This window comes from Pseudomonas sp. GW822-FHT03F08 (genome assembly GCF_058801265.1).
On the sequence record NZ_JBXANC010000007.1, the window covers coordinates 13,267 to 36,789 of the forward strand.

At 61.0% G+C, this 23,523-nt stretch carries 21 protein-coding genes; 13 read left to right on the top strand and 8 right to left on the bottom strand.

Going from position 1 to position 23,523, the window contains the following annotated elements:
* Nucleotides 1-22: 22 nt before the first annotated feature.
* Genes AC1RME_RS18225 through AC1RME_RS18235 form a run of 3 tightly spaced genes read left to right on the top strand, consistent with a single transcriptional unit; the run spans nt 23 to nt 2,599 of the window.
* Nucleotides 23-1,300, top strand: a complete 1,278-nt coding sequence (locus AC1RME_RS18225) for a flavohemoglobin expression-modulating QEGLA motif protein (RefSeq protein WP_096819660.1) — start codon at nt 23-25, stop codon at nt 1,298-1,300.
* A gap of 58 nt (nt 1,301-1,358) precedes the next feature.
* Nucleotides 1,359-2,273, top strand: coding sequence for an alpha/beta hydrolase (locus tag AC1RME_RS18230; protein WP_096819659.1), 915 nt, complete (start codon nt 1,359-1,361; stop codon nt 2,271-2,273).
* A complete protein-coding gene (locus tag AC1RME_RS18235; protein WP_249485229.1) occupies nt 2,270-2,599 on the top strand; it encodes a PA3694 family proteiin in 330 nt (109 codons plus the stop codon). The genes AC1RME_RS18230 and AC1RME_RS18235 overlap by 4 nt, the downstream gene beginning before the upstream one ends.
* A gap of 66 nt (nt 2,600-2,665) precedes the next feature.
* Here the strand turns inward: AC1RME_RS18235 and lptF are convergent, their stop codons facing one another.
* The 3 genes from lptF to AC1RME_RS18250 form a co-directional block, all read right to left on the bottom strand.
* A complete protein-coding gene (lptF, locus tag AC1RME_RS18240; protein WP_493091600.1) occupies nt 2,666-3,454 on the bottom strand; it encodes a lipotoxin F family OmpA-related lipoprotein LptF in 789 nt (262 codons plus the stop codon).
* 55 nt (nt 3,455-3,509) lie between these two features.
* Complete coding sequence (locus AC1RME_RS18245) at nt 3,510-3,914, bottom strand: DUF4398 domain-containing protein (RefSeq protein ID WP_493091601.1); 405 nt, start codon at nt 3,912-3,914, stop codon at nt 3,510-3,512.
* A 274-nt stretch (nt 3,915-4,188) separates the two neighbouring features.
* The gene (locus AC1RME_RS18250) at nt 4,189-4,533 is read right to left on the bottom strand and encodes a pilin assembly protein (protein WP_096819655.1); all 345 of its coding nucleotides are present in this window, start codon (nt 4,531-4,533) and stop codon (nt 4,189-4,191) included.
* A 214-nt stretch (nt 4,534-4,747) separates the two neighbouring features.
* Between AC1RME_RS18250 and ppc the strand changes: the two genes are divergently transcribed.
* The 6 genes from ppc (at nt 4,748) to AC1RME_RS18280 (ending at nt 11,307) form a co-directional block, all read left to right on the top strand.
* A complete protein-coding gene (gene ppc / locus AC1RME_RS18255; RefSeq protein WP_493071648.1) occupies nt 4,748-7,378 on the top strand; it encodes a phosphoenolpyruvate carboxylase in 2,631 nt (876 codons plus the stop codon).
* A gap of 300 nt (nt 7,379-7,678) precedes the next feature.
* The gene (gene adk / locus AC1RME_RS18260) at nt 7,679-8,326 is read left to right on the top strand and encodes an adenylate kinase (protein WP_096819653.1); all 648 of its coding nucleotides are present in this window, start codon (nt 7,679-7,681) and stop codon (nt 8,324-8,326) included.
* A 94-nt stretch (nt 8,327-8,420) separates the two neighbouring features.
* Nucleotides 8,421-9,095: a tRNA (adenosine(37)-N6)-threonylcarbamoyltransferase complex dimerization subunit type 1 TsaB gene (gene tsaB, locus AC1RME_RS18265; protein ID WP_096819652.1), complete on the top strand. Its 675-nt coding sequence runs from the start codon at nt 8,421-8,423 to the stop codon at nt 9,093-9,095.
* 173 nt (nt 9,096-9,268) lie between these two features.
* Nucleotides 9,269-9,577: a hypothetical protein gene (locus tag AC1RME_RS18270; protein ID WP_096819651.1), complete on the top strand. Its 309-nt coding sequence runs from the start codon at nt 9,269-9,271 to the stop codon at nt 9,575-9,577.
* Nucleotides 9,577-10,437 carry a DUF72 domain-containing protein gene (locus AC1RME_RS18275; protein WP_493091602.1) on the top strand — a complete coding sequence of 287 codons (861 nt, stop codon included), beginning with the start codon at nt 9,577-9,579 and terminating at the stop codon, nt 10,435-10,437. The genes AC1RME_RS18270 and AC1RME_RS18275 overlap by 1 nt, the downstream gene beginning before the upstream one ends.
* A 33-nt stretch (nt 10,438-10,470) precedes the next feature.
* Nucleotides 10,471-11,307: an isocitrate lyase/PEP mutase family protein gene (locus AC1RME_RS18280; protein ID WP_096819649.1), complete on the top strand. Its 837-nt coding sequence runs from the start codon at nt 10,471-10,473 to the stop codon at nt 11,305-11,307.
* Between the two features lie 12 nt (nt 11,308-11,319).
* Here the strand turns inward: AC1RME_RS18280 and AC1RME_RS18285 are convergent, their stop codons facing one another.
* Nucleotides 11,320-11,934 (bottom strand): energy transducer TonB, encoded by a 615-nt coding sequence (locus AC1RME_RS18285; protein WP_096819648.1) that lies wholly within the window; start codon nt 11,932-11,934, stop codon nt 11,320-11,322.
* Between the two features lie 93 nt (nt 11,935-12,027).
* On the opposite strand from AC1RME_RS18285, the gene AC1RME_RS18290 reads away from it, so the two are divergent.
* Entirely contained in the window at nt 12,028-12,810 is a 783-nt protein-coding gene (locus AC1RME_RS18290; RefSeq protein ID WP_085712818.1) for a class I SAM-dependent methyltransferase, read from the top strand.
* 45 nt (nt 12,811-12,855) lie between these two features.
* Here the strand turns inward: AC1RME_RS18290 and AC1RME_RS18295 are convergent, their stop codons facing one another.
* Complete coding sequence (locus tag AC1RME_RS18295) at nt 12,856-13,491, bottom strand: TetR/AcrR family transcriptional regulator (protein ID WP_096819647.1); 636 nt, start codon at nt 13,489-13,491, stop codon at nt 12,856-12,858.
* 94 nt (nt 13,492-13,585) lie between these two features.
* Here AC1RME_RS18295 and AC1RME_RS18300 point away from each other — a divergent pair, with 94 nt between their 5' ends.
* The 3 genes from AC1RME_RS18300 to AC1RME_RS18310 all read left to right on the top strand — a co-directional run bounded on the left by AC1RME_RS18300 (nt 13,586) and on the right by AC1RME_RS18310 (nt 19,634).
* Nucleotides 13,586-14,686, top strand: coding sequence for an efflux RND transporter periplasmic adaptor subunit (locus AC1RME_RS18300; protein WP_096819646.1), 1,101 nt, complete (start codon nt 13,586-13,588; stop codon nt 14,684-14,686).
* Between the two features lie 6 nt (nt 14,687-14,692).
* Entirely contained in the window at nt 14,693-17,761 is a 3,069-nt protein-coding gene (locus AC1RME_RS18305; RefSeq protein WP_096819645.1) for an efflux RND transporter permease subunit, read from the top strand.
* A 481-nt stretch (nt 17,762-18,242) separates the two neighbouring features.
* The gene (locus AC1RME_RS18310) at nt 18,243-19,634 is read left to right on the top strand and encodes a Fic family protein (protein WP_096819644.1); all 1,392 of its coding nucleotides are present in this window, start codon (nt 18,243-18,245) and stop codon (nt 19,632-19,634) included.
* Here AC1RME_RS18310 and AC1RME_RS18315 read toward each other — a convergent pair.
* The 3 genes from AC1RME_RS18315 to plsB are packed head-to-tail and all read right to left on the bottom strand — an operon-like array spanning nt 19,631 to nt 23,298.
* Nucleotides 19,631-20,320, bottom strand: coding sequence for a DUF4197 domain-containing protein (locus tag AC1RME_RS18315; RefSeq protein WP_096819643.1), 690 nt, complete (start codon nt 20,318-20,320; stop codon nt 19,631-19,633). The genes AC1RME_RS18310 and AC1RME_RS18315 overlap by 4 nt on opposite strands.
* 23 nt (nt 20,321-20,343) lie before the next feature.
* Nucleotides 20,344-20,742, bottom strand: a complete 399-nt coding sequence (locus AC1RME_RS18320; protein ID WP_096819642.1) for a YbaY family lipoprotein — start codon at nt 20,740-20,742, stop codon at nt 20,344-20,346.
* 51 nt (nt 20,743-20,793) lie between these two features.
* Nucleotides 20,794-23,298, bottom strand: coding sequence for a glycerol-3-phosphate 1-O-acyltransferase PlsB (plsB, locus tag AC1RME_RS18325; protein ID WP_493091603.1), 2,505 nt, complete (start codon nt 23,296-23,298; stop codon nt 20,794-20,796).
* Nucleotides 23,299-23,523 lie beyond the last annotated feature (225 nt).

Here is a 23,523-nt window from a genome sequence, read left to right on the forward strand (position 1 = left end):
ACGTTTTCTACAGGAGTTTCGGGTGGACGATTACCAGCAGACGATACGCACGCTGTCCGATCGCATTGTGCTGGCGCAGACGCCGATTCGCGTCCTTGACGCAGTCAAGTGGGACGAGAACATCCGCAAGGGTTTTCTCAAGGCCAAGGGCAAGGAATTGCCGGCGGTGGATCGCGACTACTACCTCAACCGGCCGCTGTCTTTCGATTCGAGCAAGGTGAAGCTGGAATTCCAGAACATCGAGCGCGACATCACCCGCCAGCTCGGCCAGTTCAACCCGGTCGGCCAGATCATGCGCCGCATGTGCAAGGAATACCGGATGGTGGTGCGCATGCTCGAAGCGCGTGGCACCGAGGATTTCGGCCTGATTTCCCAGGAACTGTACGGCGCTGCGTCCGATGCGTTCCACGCCGGTGACCCGACCCTGGCCGACCTTGGCCTGATGATGTCGGACTACCTGAACAACATCGACGGTCGTGGCGACCTGAAGGACGAACCGAAGATCCTCACCGCCAAGGATGCCGTGCACCTGCTGCAAACCCGCCTGAACAAGGTGTTCGGCGAGGCCGAGGAAACCATACGCGTGTTCGAGTCCGACGGGATCGTCGCCGACGCGGCGGCGGGCGCCGACTACATCAAGATCCGCACCGACGCGATGTTCAACGACCGCGACGTGCGCGCGCTGGAAGTCCACGAAGGCCTGGTGCACGTCGGCACCACGCTCAACGGCCTGAACCAGCCAATCTGCACCTTCCTGTCCAAAGGCCCGCCCTCGTCGACGGTGACTCAGGAAGGCCTGGCGATCCTGATGGAAATCATCACGTTCGCCTCCTACCCGAGTCGCTTGCGCAAACTGACCAACCGCACCCGCGCCATTCACATGGTCGAGGAGGGCGCGGACTTCCTGCAGGTGTTCGAGTTCTTCCGCGAGCAGGGCTTTGAAATGGCCGAAAGCTACGGCAATGCCAGTCGGGTTTTCCGGGGATCGACGCCGACCGGTCTGCCATTCACCAAAGACTTGTCCTACCTCAAGGGCTTCATCATGGTTTACAACTACATTCAGTTGGCCGTGCGCAAGGGCAAGCTTGAGCAGATCCCGCTGTTGTTCTGCGGCAAGACAACCCTTGAGGACATGCGAACCCTGCGTCAGCTGGTGGACGAAGGCCTGGTGGTACCGCCGAAGTATCTGCCGGACCAGTTCCGCGACATGAACGCGTTGTCGGCGTGGATGTGCTTCTCCAACTTCCTCAATCACTTGAGCCTGGACCGGATCGAGGCCGATTACTCGAACATCCTGTAGCCCCCTTGAACGTTCCCACGCGGTGCGTGGGAACCCGAATTTCGCGAGGTTTCAACGGATGAGAATCCTCGGCATCTTCTGCCTGCTCCTGACCCTCGGCGGTTGCAGCTCTCTGCTGTTCTACCCCGAGCCGGGTCAGATCTTCACGCCGGAAAAGGCCAAACTCGAATACCGCACCGTCACCCTGACCACCGCCGACGGCCTCAAGCTGAACGCCTGGTGGCTGCCGGCCAAACCCGGTGTCGAGGTCAAGGGCACGGTGCTGCACCTGCACGGCAACGGCGGCAACCTGCCGATGCACCTGGGTGGGAGCTGGTGGTTGCCGAAAAACGGCTATCAAGTGTTGCTGGTGGACTATCGCGGTTACGGCTTGTCCGAGGGCGAGCCGAGCCTGCCGGCGATCTATCAGGACATCGACGCCGCGTTCGCCTGGCTGGACAAGGCGCCGGAAGTCAAAGGCAAACCGCTGGTGTTGCTGGGCCAGAGCCTCGGTGGCTCGATGGCCGTGCATTGGCTGGTGCAACATCCGGAAAGACAAAAACAGCTCAAGGCGCTGGTGCTCGACGGCGTGCCCGCCAGTTATCGCAGCGTCGGCCAGTACGCCCTCAGCACCTCATGGATGACCTGGCCATTTCAGGTGCCGCTGTCGTGGCTGGTGCCGGACGGTGACAGCGCGATCAACGCGATGCCGCAACTCAACGGCGTACCGAAACTGATCTTCCACAGCCTCGACGATCCGTTGGTGCCCCTTTCCAACGGCATCCGTCTGTATCAAGCTGCGCCGCCACCGCGTGTGCTGCAACTGACCCGAGGCGGGCATGTGCAGACCTTCGGCGACCCGGTGTGGCGCCAGGTGATGCTGCGCTACCTCGACGATCCCGAGCACTTCAACGGCCTGCGACGCCTCGGCGAGATCCCGAATTATCCGCCTCCCCAGAATTCTGAAGCTGAACCACCAGAGAGTCCGCAATGAGTGAAGAACGTAACGCCATCCCGCTGATCATCACCGGTATCTGCAGCATCCTCGGCACTGTCGGTGCCCTGTGGTACTACGGCTACCTGCACTTCGCCAAACCCGAGGATGCGTTGCTGCTCAACGAATTCACCATGCTCAAGACCATTCCCGGCGAAGACTACAAAGTCTCCCTGGACCCGGCGCCGCAAGTGGCGCAATGCATCGATGGCGTGCTGGTGCTGTTCGACACCGAACAGAAAGGCCTGACCGGGGTGTTGATCAACGGCCAGAAAAAGGCTGTGCGCTGCATGGGTGAAGAGACGCCGCAGAAGCTGGAAGAGTAAATCTGCGACATACAAAAAGCCCCGCCTGATCAACTCAGGCGGGGCTTTTTCGTTACCGCGTGACGCTTAGTTCGAGCTGACAGCCGAACGCGGAATCACCGGCTGGTTGTCGTTGGAAATGGTCACTTCCACCCGACGGTTCATCGCACGGCCCGAGACGCTGCCGTTATCGGCCACCGGGTATTCCTTGCCATAACCCTGCACCACGATGCGCGACGGATCGACGCCCATTTTGATCAGCGCCACCTGCACCGAAGTCGCACGACGCTCGGACAGCGACTGGTTGTAGTTTGCCGCGCCAGTGCTGTCGGTGTAGCCCTCGACGATCACTTTGCGATCAGGGTTTTCCTGAAGGAATTGCGCCAGCTTGTTGATGTTCACCAGGCCGCTGGATTTCAGGTCAGCCTTGTTGGTGGCGAACAGCACGTCACCGAAGGTCACCAGCGTACCGCGATCGGTCTGCTTGGCGTTGAGGCTGTCCTGCAACTGCTTGATCTGTTGATCGCGGGCATCCAGACGTGCCTGGGCACGTTGGGCGGAGGCGTTCTTCAGGTTGTTTTCAGCGGTGCGCAGGGCGATGGTCTGCTTGGCCACTTCCACGCGCTGGTTGGTCAGGTAGGCCAGTTGGTCAACCTTGGACGCGTTTTCCTTGTCCAGATAGGCCTTGTCAGCCTTGTCCAGGTAATCGCTGGCGTCCTTGGTTTCCAGTGCGGCCACTTTGCTCGCCTGCGGGTTGGCCTGCAGACCGGCGTAGTTGGTGCGCGCCTGTTCCAGGTTCGGGTTCGGCGGCGTCGAGCAGGCAGCCAGGGCAACACTTGCGGCCAGCAGAGCGGGGATCATCAGTTGTTTACGCATAATCGTTCGTCCTTTCTATCGGTAAGAGATTCAGCCTTGCAGTCGGGATGCGCGCTTATTGCACGGTGCGCTGACTTTCCTGACGCAGTTCCTGAACACCTTTCTGGGCATCCTTCACAGCGAGTTCAGCTTTCGCCGCCTGAGCTTTGCGTTCTGCTACGCGAGCGTCCCACTCGGCTTGCTCGGACAGCTTGCGAGCCTCGTCATACTTCTTGTCGTGCATGGCGATTTCGGCTTGTTTGAGCTTGTCCTGTGCCTGCTTCATTTCCACGGCGGCGAATTCGGTACCGCCGGCGCTGACCGCGCTGTTGACCGCCGATTGGGTGACGGCGTACTGCTCGGACGGTGGATTGCCGGCGCAACCGGCCAGCACGAAGCTGGTGCCGATGGCGAGAGCGGCCAGTTTCAGACCGCGCAGGTGGGAGAACGAGGTTTGGGTCTTCATGGTCTTCAACTCCATTGGTTAACTCCTTGAAAGCTTCGAAATCCATCCTGGTAGCGGAGCCGCAACCGTCATGTGCAAGTGCGTTTTGAAACGCTCGTTCCAGGCGTGGTTACCTGTTCCGACCGAAGGCTTTTTTTAAAAGTTCAGAAAAGATGGCTCATCGCCAAAAAATATTCTGACCGAATGGACAGGGCTCTAAACCGGGAACTTTGGACGCGCGCAGCGGTATCCCCGAGCCATTTCAGGCTCGGGGACAGGGCTGTTCAAGGGAGAGGAGAGGCAGGGAAAATCAGTGTTTCTGCTTACCGACGGCGGCCGATAAATCGTGCAGATGACGCCGCGACAACGCGAGAAAACGCGGCGTCGGGCCGACGTCTTCATACAGCGGATCACCTTCCTCATCGGTCGCGACCACGGTCGAACCTTTGACATACGGCAGGCTCGCTTCGAACTCTTCGAGGGCGGCGCCGATCAGCTCGCCGAGCAGTTCTTCGGCGTGGCGTTTGGGGTACATCTCGGCAATCGCGGCCAGCCGTGCGGCCGCTTCCACATCCAGATGAATCGTGTAGCCGGTCTCGGTCAGACGACCCTTGGCGGTTTCTTCCCAATGCTGGGCGAGTTCACGGATTTTCATAATGACCTCATGTCGCACCTGCTCGTGGCAGGTCTGGGTGAGTGTCCGCCGTCAGCCGGCGGCAAGCCGTTGTGGGGCTTACTGTTGAGACTAGCTTCAGAGCGCAAGGTTTAAAGTCCCTTCGTCGTCTGCTTGTAAGAAGCGTCCCAGAGCGGCACTCTCTGTTCATCCACTCACTTGCGATCCGTCACCGATTACTGCTGGAGAGATGCTGATGACCGATATTGATGCACGCTTGCGCGAAGACGTTCACCTGCTCGGTGAGCTGTTGGGCAACACCATTCGTGACCAGTACGGCGAGGCGTTTCTCGACAAGATCGAGCAGATTCGCAAGGGCGCCAAGGCTGACCGACGCGGCTCGATGGACGCTGAACTCAGCGCCAGCCTCAATCAGTTGAGCGAAGACGAATTGCTCCCGGTGGCGCGGGCGTTCAACCAGTTTCTCAACCTGGCGAACATCGCCGAGCAGTACCAGCTCATCCATCGTCGCGAAGAGTCGCAGGCCGCGCCGTTCGAGTCCCGGGTGCTGCCGGAATTGCTCGCCCGTTTGCGCGAGGAAGGGCACAGCGCCGATTCCCTTGCACGGCAACTGTCGCGACTGGAGATCGAGCTGGTGCTGACCGCGCACCCGACCGAAGTGGCCCGGCGCACGCTGATCCAGAAGTACGACGCGATCGCCGCGCAACTGGCGGCCCAGGATCACCGCGACCTGACCAGCGCCGAGCGCGAGCAGATCCAGAACACCCTGCAACGTTTGATCGCCGAAGCCTGGCACACCGAAGAAATCCGCCGCACCCGGCCGACCCCGGTGGACGAGGCCAAGTGGGGTTTTGCAGTGATCGAGCACTCGCTGTGGCAGGCGATTCCCAACCATATGCGCAAGGCCGATCAGGCACTGTTCGCCGCCACGGGCCTGCGTTTGCCGCTGGAGGCTGCGCCGATCCGCTTCGCGTCGTGGATGGGCGGCGACCGTGACGGCAACCCGAATGTCACCGCTGCGGTGACTCGCGAAGTACTGTTGCTGGCGCGCTGGATGGCAGCAGATTTGTATTTGCGCGATGTCGATCACCTGGCGGCTGAACTGTCGATGCAACAGGCCAGCGAAGCGCTCAAGGCCAAGGCCGGCGACAGCGCCGAACCCTATCGCGCCGTGCTCAAGCAATTGCGTGAACGCCTGCGCGCTACGCGCAACTGGGCTCATGCATCGCTGGCGGCGAACACTCCGGCCCCGGCGGATGTGCTGCACAACAACCGCGACCTGCTCGATCCGCTGGAGCTGTGCTACCACTCGCTGCACGAGTGCGGCATGGGCGTGATCGCTGACGGGCCGTTGCTCGATTGCTTGCGCCGGGCCGTGACCTTCGGCCTGTTCCTGGTGCGCCTCGACGTACGTCAGGATTCGTCGCGACACAGCGCGGCCATGACCGAAATCACCGATTACCTCGGCCTCGGTCGCTATGAAGACTGGGACGAAGAACAACGCATCAGCTTCCTGACCCGCGAACTGCAAAACCGTCGGCCGTTGCTGCCGGCGCATTTCAAACCCTCGGCGGACACTGCCGAAGTGCTAGCCACCTGCAAGGAAATCGCTGCCGCGCCGGGCGCTTCGCTGGGCTCTTACGTGATCTCCATGGCCGGCGCTGCCTCCGATGTATTGGCGGTGCAACTGCTGCTCAAAGAGTCCGGCGTACTGCGGCCGATGCGCGTGGTGCCGCTGTTCGAAACCCTCGCCGACCTCGACAACGCCGGCCCGGTGATCGAGCGCCTGTTGCTGTTGCCGGGTTATCGCGCGCGTCTGCAAGGCCCGCAGGAAGTGATGATCGGTTACTCCGACTCGGCCAAGGATGCCGGCACCACCGCGGCGGCGTGGGCGCAATATCGGGCGCAGGAGCGGCTGGTGGAAATCTGTCGCGAGCAGCAAGTCGAACTGCTGCTGTTCCACGGTCGCGGTGGCACCGTGGGCCGTGGTGGTGGCCCGGCTCACGCGGCGATCCTGTCGCAGCCGCCGGGTTCGGTGGCCGGGCGTTTCCGCACCACCGAGCAGGGGGAAATGATTCGATTCAAATTCGGCCTGCCTGACATCGCCGAACAAAACCTCAATCTCTATCTGGCTGCCGTGCTCGAAGCGACCTTGCTGCCACCGCCGCCGCCGACGCCGGAATGGCGACATCTGATGGACGAATTGGCCGCCGACGGTGTCGCCGCTTACCGTGCCGTGGTGCGGGAAAACCCACAATTCGTCGAGTATTTCCGCCAGTCAACGCCAGAGCAGGAGTTGGGACGTTTGCCGTTGGGCAGCCGTCCAGCCAAGCGCCGCGCCGGTGGTATCGAAAGCCTGCGGGCGATTCCGTGGATCTTCGGCTGGACCCAGACCCGCCTGATGCTGCCGGCCTGGCTCGGTTGGGAAACCGCGTTGAGCAAGGCACTGGCGCGTGGCGAAGGCGAATTGCTGGGGCAGATGCGCGAGCAGTGGCCGTTTTTCCGCACCCGCATCGACATGCTGGAGATGGTGCTGGCCAAGGCTGACGCCGACATTGCGCTGTCCTACGACGAGCGACTGGTTGAGTCGGACTTGTTACCTTTGGGTGTGCACTTACGCGACCTATTGTCGCAGGCATGTTCCGTGGTCCTCGGCCTGACCGGTCAGTCGCAGCTGCTGGCACATAGCCCGGACACCCTCGAATTCATCCGTCTGCGCAACACCTATCTCGACCCGCTGCATCTATTGCAGGCTGAGCTGCTGGCGCGTTCGCGGCAGCAGAATGTCGAGCAGGGCAGCCCGGTGGAACAGGCGTTGCTGGTGTCTGTGGCGGGGATTGCCGCCGGTTTGCGAAATACCGGCTAAGGTTTTCTGCGTGGGGCGGGGCACCCGGGGCAAACGTCGGGTGCCGTTTATTGATCGTGGGGAAAATGCGGTCAGGCGACAGTTAATGATGGGGTTGCGACTTGGGGAACCGCGTCGCAAGGTCGCGGCAGGCGCCGGTTTCTCCGACTTTTGGCGTCTTGTGTGGGCGCAGCCTGCTGTGTATCTTGGTCAGCCTCTGGCCGTTTGGGCGGTCACGACCCTATTTCCAGGATTTCGCCCCATGAGGCGAATCCGTTGTTTTGCAAAAGCTTTTTATAAAAAAATTGAGGAGCACATCTAATGCGCGTCATTCTGCTGGGAGCTCCCGGGGCCGGTAAAGGTACTCAGGCTAAGTTCATCACCGAGAAATTCGGCATCCCGCAAATCTCCACCGGCGACATGCTGCGTGCTGCGGTCAAGGCCGGCACTCCGCTGGGCGTTCAAGCCAAGAGCATCATGGATGCCGGCGGCCTGGTGTCGGATGACCTGATCATCGCACTGGTCAAGGACCGCATCGCTCAGGCTGACTGCGCCAACGGTTTCCTGTTCGACGGTTTCCCGCGCACCATTCCTCAGGCTGAAGCGCTGGTGACTGCCGGTGTCGAGCTGGATGCGGTGGTTGAAATCGCCGTTGAAGACGAAGAAATCGTTCAGCGTATCGCCGGTCGTCGTGTTCACGAGGCCAGCGGCCGCGTGTACCACATCGTCTACAACCCGCCGAAAATTGCCGGTAAAGACGACATCACCGGTGAAGAGCTGGTGCAGCGCAAAGACGACACCGAAGAAACCGTGCGCCATCGCCTGTCGGTCTACCACTCGCAGACCAAGCCGCTGGTGGATTTCTACCAGAAGCTGTCGGCTGCCAACGGCAAGCCGAAGTACAGCCATATCCCGGGTGTCGGTTCGGTTGAAGCGATCACCGCCAAGGTTCTTGAAGCGCTGAGCTGAAAAACCTGATCCGCTGCATCATCCACGGCCCGCTTGCGGGCCGTAGTTGTTTATACTGGCGCACTTTTTCCCCACCTGATTTACGGACACATCGATGAGCACCTTGCTGGCCCTGGACACCGCGACTGAAGCTTGCTCCGTTGCCTTGCTGCATGACGGCAAGGTCACGAGCCATTACGAGGTGATCCCGCGCCTGCACGCGCAGAAACTGCTGCCGATGATCCAGCAACTGCTGGCCGACGCCGGCACCACGCTGCAAGCCGTGGACGCTATCGCCTTCGGTCGTGGCCCGGGCGCTTTCACCGGTGTGCGCATCGCCATCGGCGTGGTGCAAGGCCTGGCGTTTGCGCTGGATCGCCCTGTGTTGCCGGTGTCGAATCTGGCGGTGCTGGCGCAACGTGCTTATCGCGAACACGGCGTGAGCCAGGTCGCGGCGGCCATCGATGCGCGCATGGATGAAGTGTATTGGGGCTGCTATCGCGAGACGGCCGGGGAGATGCGTCTGGTCGGCACCGAAGCGGTGTTGCCGCCGGAAGTCGCCGCGCTGCCGGACGATGCGACTGGCGACTGGTTCGGTGCCGGCACCGGTTGGGGCTACGGCGAGCGCATCGCGGTCAATCTGAGCGGTTCCGACGCGGGCATGCTGCCCCATGCCGAAGACCTGCTGACGCTGGCCCGCTTCGCCTGGGCGCGCGGTGAGTCGATCCCGGCCGACGACGCCCAGCCGGTTTACCTGCGCGATAAAGTGGCCACCCCGAAAGCCCGCTGAAGACAATCTCCCTGTGGCACCCGCCACAGGGTTCCGCCAGCTCCTGCCAATCGTCAGTTTCCAACGCCCCGCTTTAAACCTTTTGTCTTTTATGTGTTCTAGTTATCACTCGGCGATTTGCTAAGTCGGTCAGGTGCCGCTAAATTGCCATCATCGATACCGAGCATGACTTTATGCGTATAGACGGCGTTTCCACTCAGTCCTACCCCATCAAGCGCAAGCCTCGCAAAGGCAATCCGGCGCTGGATGAGTCCGTCGAGGATATCGAAGGCGAGCTGGAATTCCCCACCGAGGCGCAACTGGCCGCCCGTGCTGCCAAAAACGCTGCGCAACGCCTGAGCAATCTGCCCGCCCGCCAACAAGACATGATTTATCACCGTGCGATGAAGAAAAGCGTGGCCATGGCCCTGGCCAGCTACCTGAGCACCGCCGGTTTTGTCGATTGGGACGCAGACGTGCTGGGCCTCGACCTTTACATCTGATGGATCTGCCTTACTACCTCGGTTGCCCGTCCTGGAGTGAAAACGCCTGGCGCGAGTATCTGTATCCGGTAGACGCCAAGACCTCTGATTTCCTCGGTCTCTATTCGCAAGTGTTCAACGCCGTGGAAGGCAACACGACCTTCTATGCCAGCCCCTCGCCGGCCACCGTGCAGCGTTGGGCCGAGGTCATGCCCGAGCACTTTCGCTTCACTGCCAAATTCCCCGGCGACATCAGCCACAGCGGTGATCTGCGCGATCAACTGACTGCTGCCGAAACCTTCATCCAGTTACTCAGCCCCCTCGGTGAACGCGTGTCGCCGCTTTGGCTGCAACTGTCGAAGAGCTTCACTCCGCAACGTTTGCCAGAACTCGCAGCCTTCATCGACGCGTTTGATCGACCGCTGGCGGTGGAAGTGCGGCACGAACAGTTCTTCGCCAAGGGCGAAAGCGAACGCCTGCTCAATCGTCTGCTGCTGGATCGCGGTGTGGAGCGCATCTGCCTCGATCCGCGCGCGTTGTTCAGTTGTCTGTCCACCGAGTCTTCGGTGATCCACGCCCAATCGAAAAAGCCCCGGGTGCCAACCCGTCCGGCAGCGTTCACCCTGTTTCCGCAGGTGCGCTTCATCGGCCATCCCGAGCTTGAAGCCAACGACCCGTTCCTGGTGCCGTGGGTGGCGAAAATCGCCGAATGGATCGAAGAAGGGCGCACGCCGTACATCTTCCTGCACACCGCCGATAACCTTCTGGCGGCGAAGCTAGCGCAACGTTTCCATGCACAACTGATGCAACGTTTGCCTGGCCTGCCGTCCCTGCCTGAGCTATACAGAGAGCCCGCTGCCGAGCAACTTGGCCTGCTCTGAGGCGGATTCTTTTTCCTGCCCAGGAGCCTGCCGATGGACGCCCAAGCCCGCAAAGAACAAGCCCGTAAAGCCGAAGCCTTCAAAGCCCTGCATGAACGTCCCGGGATTTTCGTGATTCCCAATCCGTGGGACGCAGGTTCGGCGAAGATGCTGGCCAGTCTGGGCTACCAGGCGTTGGCGACCACCAGTGCCGGTTATGCGTTTTCCCAGGGCAAACCCGATGGCGCTTTGGGGCTCGAACAGACTCTGGACAATGTTCGGGCAATTGCCGCAGCCACGGATCTGCCGGTGGCGGTGGACCTGGAAAACGGTTTCGCTGACGCTCCAGCCGAGTCCGCGCAAAGCCTGTTGCGTGCAGCCGAAGCGGGTGCGGTGGGTGGTTCGATCGAAGATGCCACTGGCCGTCCGGATGCTCCGATCTACTGCTTCGAACACGCGGTGGCGCGGATAGAAGCCGCCGTCGCAGCGGTGCGCACGCTGCCGTTTCCCTTCACCCTGACGGCCCGCGCGGAAAACTACCTGCACGGCAATCCGGACATCAACGACACCATTCGCCGTTTGCAGGCGTTCGCCGAGGCTGGCGCCGACGTGCTCTACGCTCCGGGTCTGAGGACGGCTGAAGAGGTCCTGGCGGTGGTGCGCGCAGTCGCGCCGAAACCGGTCAACGTGTTGATGTCCGGTGGCCTGAAACTGACCGTGCAGCAGCTGGAAGAAATGGGTGTGAAGCGGATCAGCACCGGCTCGGCGCTGGCTCTGGCGGCGTTTGGCGAGTTCTTCCGGGCTGCCGAGGAAATCCAGCAATCGGGCACGTTCGGCTTCACTTCGCGTTCGATGCCGTACGCCAAGGCCAATCAATTCTTCAAGGGTTGAGGCGGGGCGGGATCAGGCGGCGATGCGCAGGTTCTGCTGAACGATCGGGCGCACCCAGCCGTTATCGAAGTCCAGGGCTTTCTGCTGTTCGACGATTTCTTCCGGCGGGAGCGGCGGGTAAGGCTGCAGCAGATCCAGGTCGAACTCGGCAATCGGCAGGTACAACGGCTTTTTCTGCGGGGCAGGGCCCGGTTCCGGAATCGGCTGGCCGTTGTTGATCACGACCGGACGAACCCAGCTGCTGTCGAAATCCTGCTGCTTTTGCTGAGTCTTGATGGCTTCTGGCGGGAACGGAGGGTATGGCTCGGCCAGTGTCATGTCGATTTCGGCAATCGGCAGGAACAGCGGCTCAGGCGGGCGAACCGGAGTTTCCACCACGTTGCATTCGCGCTGGCTGATGATGTGCGCGTGCAGTTCGCTGCCGACTGTCGGTTCTTCAGGGCTTTGCAGATCAACCGGTGGGAATGTGCCGCAGGCCGGCACCACATCACTCGACTGTTCGGCCATCGCCTGGGCAAAGAAATCCTGCCACAGGTGACTGACGCCGCTCAGTGCTTGAGTGTTTTGACGGCTGAAATCGCCATGGGGCGAGATGTAGCCAATCGATGTGGGAAGAATGCCTGACATTTTTTTCGGTTGACGCTCAGCTCTGGCAAAATGCGCGTTGATTGGGTTATCGGCGGTTTTTGCCGATCCTTAACTTTTTTGAGCGTGTTTTCCATGATTGAGCAACCCGCGGCCTGCCGCATCCATGTCGAAGCCCTCGGCCCGACGTTTGAAGCGCAGGCCGAGCAGTGGGCGCAGCGCCTGAACCTGCCGTTGCAGGTGGCTGACGGCGAGTTCGCCCTGCAGGTCGGCGAGCAGGGTTTGCAACTGCAACAGCTGGGGCCGGATGCGCCGGGGCCGGTGCGGGTCGACTTCGTCGAGGGTGGCGCGGCGCATCGTCGGTTGTACGGCGGCGGCAGCGGTCAGATGATCGCCAAGGCGGTCGGCATCGCCCAGGGTGTGCGTCCGCGGGTGCTGGATGCCACGGCGGGGCTCGGGAAAGATGCGTTCGTGCTGGCGAGCCTGGGCTGCGAGATGAGCCTGATCGAGCGCCAGCCGCTGATCGGCGCCTTGCTGGAGGATGGCCTGGCCCGCGCGGCGGAAGATTTCGACGTGGCGCCGATCGTGGCGCGGATGACGCTGCTCAAGGGCAACTCCATCGACGTGATGCGTAACTGGGAGGGCGAGCCACCGCAGGTGATCTACCTCGACCCGATGTTCCCGCACCGTGAGAAAACCGCATTGGTGAAGAAGGAAATGCGCCTGTTCCGTCCGCTGGTGGGCGATGATCCGGATGCGCCGGCCCTGCTGGAAGCGGCGTTGGCGCTGGCCACGCACCGGGTAGTGGTCAAGCGCCCGCGCAAGGCGCCGTGCATCGAAGGGCCGAAGCCGAGTCATGCGCTGGACGGCAAGTCCAGTCGCTATGACATTTACCCGAAGAAAGCGCTCAAGGCCTGAGTCGCCGCATAAGAAAATCCCACGCATGGCGTGGGATTTTTGTTTTCAGGGGCGATAGGCCCGCATGAACAGCTCGACCACTTCCTGCACATGGCTTTCCGCTGCCTCGTCCGTCAGTGGTTCACCGCAGCCGTACAGCAGCCGGAAATTCCCCGCGCCCTTGATCAGGCAGAAGAAGTGCTCGGCGGCGTTGTGCGGGTTGTCGATGCTCAGCACGCCGGTTTCATGAATCCGCCGCAGCAAGCGCTCCATGCCTTGCACCATGCGCTGGGGACCGGCCTCGAAGAAGATCAGCGACAGCTTCGGATCCTGACTGCCCAGCGCCATGATCAGGCGATGCAGGTTCACCGACTCGTCGCTGTTGATCAGGTGATGAAAGCCTCTGGCAATGTTCAGCAACACATTTTCCACCGCGATGCCGTCCGGCAATTCGAAGAACAGCGGCGGCAATTGCTCCTCGCATTTGGCGACGACGGCGGCAGAAAACAGCGTTTCCTTGTCATTGAAATGGCTGTAGACCGTCAGCTTCGACACGCCAGCCTCGGCGGCCACCGCGTCCATGCTGGTGTTGGCATAGCCGTGACTCAGGAACAGGATTTTCGCCGCTTCGAGAATCGCCTGGCGCTTGGCCGGATCCTTCGGGCGGCCGGGGCCGTTTGGAGCTGAAAGATTGTTCGACATTCTTCGCTTTTAATACTGGACTGGTGAGTTTGCTATTAATAACATACCGGTCAGTATAATTATTCCAAGCCTCCTTAGCGAAAGGTCCTTCACCATGTTCCGCCATGCGTTGTCCTTTGCGGTGCCAGTCACTCTGGCGTTCTTATTGTCGGCATGTGGCAAGGAAGAGGTGACGCAAGTCAGCGTGCGACCGGCCATGGTGGTGCAGCCAGAGCCTTCGGCGCAGGCGATGGAAAGTTATCCGGGCGAGGTTCGTGCCCGGTATGAACCGGATCTGGCGTTCCGTATCGGTGGCAAAGTCAGCCGACGACTGGTCGAGGAAGGCCAGCGCGTGAAGGCTGATCAGCCGCTGGCCGAACTCGATCCGCAGGACGTGCGCCTGCAACTGGAAGCCACCCGCGCCCAGGTCACTGCCGCCGAAGCCAATCTGAATCTGGTGCGCGCCGAGCGTGACCGCTACAAGACTCTGATGGAACGGCAGATGGTCAGCCGCTCGGCCTACGACAATGCCGAAAACCTCTACCGCTCCGGCGAAGCCCGCCTCAAACAGATCAAAGCCGAATTCAACGTCTCGACCAATCAGGCCAGTTACGCCGTGCTGCGTGCGCCACAGGATGGCGTGGTCGCCAAACGCTCGGTAGAGGTCGGACAAGTGGTCGCCGCCGGGCAGACCGTTTTCACCCTCGCCACCGATGGTGAGCGTGAAGTACTGATCAGCCTGCCGGAACAGAGCTTCGGTCGCTTCAAGGTCGGCCAGCCAGTGTCGGTGGAGCTGTGGACTCAACAGAACCAGCGCTTCGCCGGGCAGATCCGCGAGCTGTCGCCGGCCGCCGATCCGAAATCCCGTACCTTCGCCGCGCGCATTTCATTCACCGCCGGCAAAGTCCCCGCAGAACTCGGCCAGAGCGCCCGGGTATTCGTGCAGACCGCCGACGTAATCCCGCTGTCGGTGCCGCTCTCGGCCCTGACCGCCGAAAACGGCGCGACCTATGTCTGGGTCGTCAGCGCCAACAACACCTTGAAAAAGACGCCCGTGCGCATCGGTCCGTTCGGTGAGAAAACCGTGCCGGTGCTCGAAGGCCTCAACGCCAGCGACTGGGTAGTGGCCGCCGGCGTGCATGTGCTGCTGGAAGGGCAGCAGGTGCGTCCCGTGGATCGCTCCAACCGTGTGGTCAATCTGGCGGACAAGGAGTAAGGCCCGATGCGCTTCAACCTTTCCGAATGGGCGCTGCGTAATCGCCAGATCGTACTGTTCCTGATGCTTCTGCTGGCCATCGTCGGCACCTTGTCCTACACCAAGCTGGGGCAGAGTGAAGACCCGCCGTTCACCTTCAAGGCCATGGTCATCCAGACCCGCTGGCCGGGCGCCACGGCGCAGGAAGTCTCGCGTCAGGTCACCGAGCGCATCGAAAAGAAACTGATGGAAACCGGCGAGTACGAACGCATTGTCTCGTTCTCCCGCCCCGGTGAATCCCAGGTCACATTCATTGCCCGCGACTCGATGCATTCGGTGGAGATCCCGGACCTCTGGTATCAGGTGCGCAAGAAGGTCAGCGACATTCGCCAGACCCTGCCACCGGGGATTCAGGGACCGTTTTTCAACGATGAATTCGGCACCACCTTCGGCAATATCTATGCGCTGACCGGCGACGGTTTCGACTACGCGGTGCTCAAGGATTATGCCGACCGCATCCAGATCCAGCTGCAGCGGGTCAAGGACGTGGGCAAGGTCGATCTGCTCGGGCTGCAGGACGAGAAGATCTGGGTCGAGCTGTCCAACGTCAAACTCGCCACGCTCGGCCTGCCGCTGGCAGCCGTTCAGCAGGCGCTTGAAGAGCAGAACGCAGTGTCCACCGCCGGGTTCTTCGAGACCGGCAGCGAGCGGTTGCAGCTTCGGGTTTCGGGGAATTTTCAGACAGTCGACGAGATCAGGAACTTCCCGATCCGCGTCGGTGATCGTACGTTCCGTATCTCTGATGTCGCTGATGTGCGGCGCGGTTTCAACGATCCACCGGCACCGCGCATGCGCTTCATGGGCGAAGACGCGATCGGGCTTGCGGTGGCGATGAAGGACGGTGGCGACATTCTGGTGCTGGGCAAGGCCCTGGAAGTCGAATTCTCCCGCATCCAGAAAAACCTGCCGGCCGGCATGCAGTTGCGCAAGGTGTCCGATCAGCCGGCGGCGGTGAAAAGTGGTGTTGGCGAGTTCGTCCAGGTGTTGGTTGAAGCGCTGGCCATCGTGTTGCTGGTGAGTTTCTTCTCCCTCGGCGTGCGCACCGGCATGGTGGTGGCGCTGACCATTCCGCTGGTGCTGGCGATGACGTTCGCCTGCATGTATTACCTCGGTATCGGCCTGCACAAGATTTCCCTCGGTGCGCTGGTGCTGGCGCTGGGCTTGCTGGTGGACGACGCGATCATCGCCGTGGAAATGATGGCGATCAAAATGGAGCAGGGTTTCGACCGGATCAAGGCGGCCAGTTACGCCTGGACCAGCACCGCGTTCCCGATGCTCACCGGCACGCTGATCACTGCCGCAGGCTTCCTGCCGATTGCTACCGCGCAGTCCGGCACCGGTGAATACACCCGCTCGATCTTCCAGGTTGTCACCATCGCGTTGCTCGCTTCATGGGTGGCGGCGGTGATGTTTGTGCCGTACCTCGGGGAAAAACTCCTGCCGGATCTGGCGAAAATTCACGCCGCCAAACACGGTTCGGGGGACGGACATCCGGACCCTTATGCCACACCGTTTTACCAGCGGGTTCGACGGCTGGTGGAATGGTGCGTGCGTCGGCGCAAAACGGTGATCGTGCTGACGGTGGGGCTGTTCGTCGCCTCGGTGATGCTGTTCAAGTTCGTCCCGCAGCAGTTCTTCCCGGCCTCCAACCGGCTGGAGCTGATGGTCGATCTGAAACTGGCCGAAGGCGCTTCGCTGGCCAACACCACCGCCGAGGTCAAGCGACTGGAAGCGATGCTCAAGGATCACGCCGGCATCGACAATTACGTGGCCTACGTCGGCACCGGATCGCCGCGTTTCTACCTGCCGCTGGATCAACAACTGCCAGCGGCGAGCTTCGCCCAGTTCGTCGTGCTGGCGAAAACCATCGAGGAGCGTGAGGCGCTGCGTACGTGGCTGATCGATACCTTGAACGAGCAATTCCCGGCCCTGCGCTCGCGGGTCACGCGGCTGGAAAACGGCCCGCCGGTCGGTTATCCGGTGCAGTTCCGTGTCACCGGCGAGCACATCGAAGAAGTCCGGGCCCTGGCGCGGAAAGTCGCGGCCAAGGTTCGCGAGAATCCACATGTGGTGAACGTGCATCTGGACTGGGAAGAGCCGAGCAAGGTCGTGTACCTGAACATTGATCAGGATCGCGCCCGGGCACTGGGTGTGAGCACGGCGAATCTGGCGAAATTCCTCCAGAGTTCGCTGACCGGTTCCAGCGTCAGCCAGTACCGCGAAGACAACGAATTGATTGAAATCCTCCTGCGCGGCACCGTGCACGAGCGCACCGAACTGTCGCTGCTGCCGAGTCTGGCAGTGCCGACCGACAACGGTCGCAGCGTTGCGCTGTCGCAGATTGCCACGCTGGAATATGGCTTCGAGGAAGGCATCATCTGGCACCGCAACCGGCTGCCGACCGTGACCGTGCGTGCGGACATTTACGGCAAAGAGCAGCCGGCGTCGCTGGTCAAACAGATCATGCCGACCCTCGATCCGATTCGCGCTGAATTGCCTGACGGTTATCTGCTGGATGTCGGCGGCACCGTCGAGGATTCCGAGCGCGGGCAGAAGTCGGTGAATGCCGGTGTGCCGATGTTCATTGTCGTGGTGCTGACGTTGCTGATGGTGCAGCTGCGCAGTTTCTCGCGCACGGCGATGGTGTTTCTGACGGCACCGCTAGGGTTGATCGGGGTGACGCTGTTTCTGTTGGTGTTCCGTCAGCCGTTCGGGTTTGTGGCGATGCTCGGGACGATTGCGCTGTCGGGGATGATCATGCGCAACTCGGTGATTCTGGTGGATCAGATCGAGCAGGATATTGCGGCGGGGCTCAGGCCTTGGCAGGCGATCATCGAAGCGACGGTGCGGCGGTTCCGGCCGATTGTGTTGACGGCGCTGGCGGCGGTGCTGGCGATGATTCCGTTGTCGCGCAGTGTGTTTTTCGGGCCGATGGCGGTGGCGATCATGGGGGGGTTGATTGTGGCGACGGCTCTGACGCTTTTGTTTTTGCCGGCGTTGTATGCGGCTTGGTTCCGGGTTCGTCGGGACGGGTGATTTGGTTTGTTGAGCGTGGCGGCCTGCGGGCCCGCCAGGCTCTGGGTGTTCTTTGTGAATATCCGTTGCTTCGGGTGCTGCCGCTGGCGGTTCCGCTCTTACAGCGGCTCACTTTTTCAAACGCCAAAAAGTAAGCAAAAGGCTGGGCCCCGGCGTTCGGCACCTCGCTTTGGCTCGGTGTTCCTTCGTTCCGGGATTCATCCGGGGGCATCGCCTCCGGTTTGCTTCGCTGCACCTCCTCTCGATGTGTTCGACTGCGTCGAACGGCGCTTCGCGCCTACCCCCGGATAAATCCCTCCACTCAGCCTGCCGAAGGGGCCGGCACGTCAAGAGCGGTACTCGAGCTAACGCTCATTGTGTTTGAGTGGTTGTGGGTTGTGGGGGCTCCTACAGCTTTTTCAGAATTCTCTGATATTGAGGACGTCCGGTCTTGGGTGTTGTACTCGATCCTCTGTTTTTATGAGTGATCGAGAGGTTTTTTGTGAAGAAGCCGCCGGTATTGAAAGGACGGTCCGATCCGGTATTCGATTTGTTGGCGCGGGCGCCTCACAAGCAGCATCTGGTGGATTATCTGGCGCTGCTCAAGCCTCTTGATGATCGGGGGCGTTATTTGCCTTTTGAGGATTTGCGCTATCGCTGGGCGCCGGGGCTGGATGCTCGTTTGTGTTGGGCGTTGGTGAAGAGGGCGAGGGCTGCGCAGTACGTCAATCTCCTGCCGTTGGGCGAGCCGCCGCAGTGGGGCAAGTATTTGCTGACGCCATCGGCACGGAAAACCCTTTCGGCCGTCGATCTGCAGACGACTTCCGCTTCGCTGGAATGCATGACCGGGCAGATCGGCGAACGGTCGCATTTCAGTTATTTGCTCAATGATCTGATCGAAGACGAAGTGGTCGCCAGCAGCCAGTTGGAAGGTGCGGCCACGACCACGCGAGTTGCCAAGGACATGCTCAAGTATCAACGGCAGCCGCGCACGCCGGATGAGCGCATGGTCATGGGCAATTACAGGATGATGAATTTCGCCTGGGAAAACCGTTACCAGCCCTTGAGCGTCGACTTGATCGCGGCAATGCATCGGGTGGGCGTCGAGGGGATCGATGACGCGCAATACAGTCCCGGTTTTTTCAGGACGAACGATGAAGTGGTGGTACAGGATGGCGAGGGCAACACGGTGCATACACCGCCGCCGGCTGTCGGGCTGGTGATGCGTTTGCAGAGGCTCGTACGCTGGATCAATCAGCCACTCGGTTCACCTCAAGAAAGGGACTACCTGCACCCGTTGATCAAGGCGATCACGCTGCATTTTTCTCTGGGCTACGAACATCCGTTTCGCGATGGCAACGGACGGGTTGCGAGGGCGTTGTTCTACTGGTTCATGTTCAAACACGAGTTTTCGGCATTTCGCTACATTGCGATCAGTCCTTTGCTGCGCAACGCACCGGTGAAGTACGGACGTTCGTATTTGCACAGCGAGGCCGACGAACTGGATCTGACGTATTTCATCGAGTTCCAGTGTTCGGTGATTCAGCGTGCAGTCAGTCGCTTCACGGACGTCTACCGCAAAAGCCTGGCGTACACGGAAGACTTTGAGCGGTGGCTGATGGCGTCGGGTTTTTTCGAGCGGCTGACGCAAAGACAGCGGGCGCTGTATCAGGTGGCCAAGAGTGGAGTGGCGAAGGAATTTACGGCGAGCAATGTGAAGGAGCACTTGGGCTGTTCTTGCAGCACGGCGATGTCAGCCCTGAATGGGCTGGTCGAGTTGCAGGTCTTCGAGAAAAGGAAAATGGGCAGCGAGTGGGTGTTCTTTTTACGCAGTCCAGCCAGTGAGTTGAAGGACGGGAGCGAGTTGTCTCGCTCCCGTGCAGCGTCGGCCTAGAGGCTGCCAAACACCTTCTTCGCCAGACTCGTCGCCGCAGCGGCCGGGTTCTTGCGGATGGTTTCTTCTTGTTTGCCGATCATCTCGAACAGGCCGTTCAGTGCCTGTTCGGTGACGTAGTTTTCGACATTGGCGCTTTTTGCATCCACTACGCCCAACGTTGCAGCCTGGCCGGCGAAGGCGTTGTATTTCTGCGCCACGCCGACTTTGTCGGTCGCCTGTTTGACGATCGGCAGGAACTTGGCGCGGATCTGTTCGCGGCTGGATTTGTCCAGGTATTGGGTGGCGGAGTCGTTGCCACCGCTGAGGATGCCTTTGGCGTCGGCCACGCTCATTTTCTTCACGGCGTCGACCAGGATCGGCTGGGCCTGGGTCACGGCGGTTTCCGCGGCCTTGTTCATGGCGGTTTCCAGCTCGTCGACCTGGGCGCCCATGCCGAACGCTTTCATCTTGCCGGCGACTTTGCCGAGTTTGCCCGGCAGCTCGATTTTCACGTCCGGGTTATTGCTGAAGCCGCCCGGCGTGCCAAGTTGTTTGACGGCCAGTTGCGCACCTTGGGTCAGGGCGTCCTTGAGGCCGCCGGTGGCGTCGCCTTGCGACAGGTCGCTCAGTGACAGGGCCATAGCGTTGGCGGAGATCATCAGGCCCGCGCACAGGCCGGCGAAGCGAAGGGTTGGACGGAGCATGAAAGCTTCCTTGTTCAAAAGAATTAGCGGGCGGCGTCGACGCGGATCTTCAGCGGCTGCGGATCCTTGCCATCAAGCTGCACGGCATGGTTTTCGGTGGTGATGAACATCAGCTCGCCGTTGACTTCGATGCGTGCGCTGACCGAATAGCGGTGGCCGGGTTTGACCTGGGCCGGATCGTAGCTCAAGTGGAATGGCAGTGGCACCTGGCCTTTGACCGGGCCTTTCTGTTCGTCGAGCACTACCGCCGGAGCATCGGCCAGCGAGACGTCCTGCAGGCTTACGCTCAAGGTTGCGCTCGGTGGCAGGGCGATGCGTTGCAGGTAGAACACTTCACCGTCGAGGCTGGCTTTGCCGGCTGGCGAGGTCGATTGGCAGGCGCTGAGCAATGTGGCGGCGGCCAGCAGGGATAGTTTTTTCATCGGAAATCTCCGTATCGACGGCGCCAGAAGAAGCCTGGCGCCTGTAGGAATTTAGTCGCTCTGCGCAGGGGTGGCGGGCTGATCGGCTGCATCTTCACTGCGATGCAACGCCACCTGACGGATCGACAAGCGAATCTCCGCCGGCAACACCCGTTTGGCTGCGCCTTCGGCCAGTTCGCCGAGCAGTTCGTGGTAGCTCAATTTGCCCGCTTCGTCGCGACGCAACACGTCGAGGTCGAGCATGGTCTGGATGAAGTGGCGGAACAGGCTCTTGTCGAAGAACTCCGGTGCGTTCAGGCCATGCAGGATCGACAGGCGTTGGGCCATGACCGTGCACAGGTCTTCCAGCTCTTCGGCGCTGATGGTGTTCTGGCCTGCGTTGAGCAGCAACGACACGGTCATGTAGAAGCGTTGCAGGGTCTGGGCGATGCTCTTCGACAGCAGGGTCAGCAGCACGAAATGCCGCGAGCTTGGCGCCGGACGCAGGTACACGTCTTTCTCGAAGCGCAGCAGGCCTTGTTCGACGAACGCTTCCAGCCACTGATCGATCACCGCGTCCAGTTCGTCCAGGGTCCAACGGATGAACAGCTCCGATTGCAGGTACGGATACAGCGCGCGGGTGTAGCGCAGGATCTGTTCGCGGCTCATGCGCGATGCACTCTGGAAGAAGCTCGCCAGCAGCGCCGGCAGGGCGAAGATGTGCAGCACGTTGTTGCGGTAGTAAGTCATCAGGACGGCGTTCTGCTCGTCCAGATACAGAATCTTGCCCAGCGCATCATTCTGCTCGGACAGCAGGTCCATGTCCTTCACGTGTTCGATCAGCGCCCGGCCATCGCCCTCCGGCAACGTGGTATGCGGCGAGTACGGGACTTTGCGCAGCAGCGCCAGGTACAGATCCAGCACCCGCGCCATGGCCCGATCGTCGAGCGCCAGCCGGGTGGTCGACAGCAGCGCCAGCGCCACCAGATTCACCGGGTTGATCGCCGCCGCTTCGTTCAGATGCTGCGCGACTTTCTCGCCGAGGCGATTGGTGGTTTCGTTGAGCCACGCGGGTTTGTACTGTGGGCCGAGTTCCTGCTGACGCCAGCCCGGTTGTTCGCTGTCGAGGAATTCCGCGAGCTTGATCGGTTCGCCGAAGTTCACCGCCACCTGGCCGAAGCGCTGCTTGAGCGCGCCGATGACTTTGAAGATGTCGAAAATCGACTCTTTCTTCTTGCTCGCACCGCGCAGTTCGCCGAGGTAGGTACGACCTTCAAGTACGCGCTCATAGCCGATGTACACCGGCACGAACACGATCGGCATCCGCGACGAACGCAGGAAACTGCGCATGGTGATCGCCAGCATCCCGGTTTTCGGTTGCAGCATGCGGCCGGTACGCGAGCGGCCGCCCTCGACGAAGTATTCGACCGGGAAGCCTTTGGTGAACAGGGTGTGCAGGTATTCGTTGAACACCGAGGTGTACAGCGGGTTGCCCTTGAACGTGCGGCGCATGAAGAACGCACCGCCACGGCGCAGCAGGCTGCCGATCACCGGCATGTTGAGGTTGATCCCGGCGGCAATGTGCGGAGGGGTCAGGCCGTTGCGAAACAGCAAGTACGACAGCAGCAGATAGTCGATGTGGCTGCGATGGCACGGCACGTAGATCACTTCGTGACCCTGGGCGACCTTCTGCACGCCTTCGATGTGATTGACCTTGATCCCGTCGTAGATCTTGTTCCAGAACCAGCTCAGCACCACTTCCAGAAAACGGATTGCGGTGTAGGTGTAGTCCGAGGCGATCTCGTTGCCGTAGCGCAGGGCCTGGGCCTTGGCTTTTTCCGGGGAGATGTTTTCGCGTTCGGCTTCGTCGAGGATCGCTTGCTTGACCAGTGGCTGGTTGAGCAGGCCCTTGACCAGGTTACGGCGGTGGGAAATGTCCGGGCCGATCACCGCAGCCTTGAGGTTGCGGAAGTGCACCCGCAGGATCCGCTGGGCCATCCGCACGGTGCGCTCGTGGCCCTTGTTGTGTTCTATCAGCTCGCGCAGGTGGATCGGTGCTGAGAATTGCACGCGGGTCTTGCGGCCCAGAATCATGATGCTCAGCAGGCGGCGCAGGCGCCCGGTGACCGCCCAGCTGTCGGCGAACAGCAATTTCCACGGGCTGTTCTCGCTGTCCGGCGACTGGCCCCAGAACACACTGACCGGAATGATCTGCGCGTCTTCGGCGGCATTCTGGCTCAGGGCGCTGACCAGTCGGGTCAGGGTCGGCGGCGCACCGCGCTTGTCCTGGCGGCCGAGCCAGTCCGGGTCCGGCGTCAGGTAGAAGAACGCCGCCGGCTCCAGCAGATTTCCGACTGACACCGGCAGCACCGGGCGCGGCAAACCGGCCTTGGTGCATTCGGTGTCGACCACCGCCAGATCGGTCAGCGATGGGTTTTGCAGGACGTAGAACACCGGACGACTGCGGTCGAGGTTGAGGGTGAACGACGACTGGTTGATCGTCTCGGAGCGAACCCAGAGATACAACAGTCGGCGCAAGGTGCCAAACACAAGACGGCGGAACGGGGAACGGGTCATACGGCTTCTGCATGAGTGGATAAACCGAGCGTTTGCTCGGGCGGTCGACAGTTTGCCGGATTACTCGAAAATCGGCAAAAAAGCGGCGAAGTAATCTCCTGTTGAGAGTTTTGTCGCCTGTCATATACTCGGCGCTCTGTCGCCGGGGCCCTTTTATGGACGTCGGACGCAGGCTGACGTTCCGCAAAGGCTTTCCTGCGAAAAGCCTGTTCAATAATAAAAAAG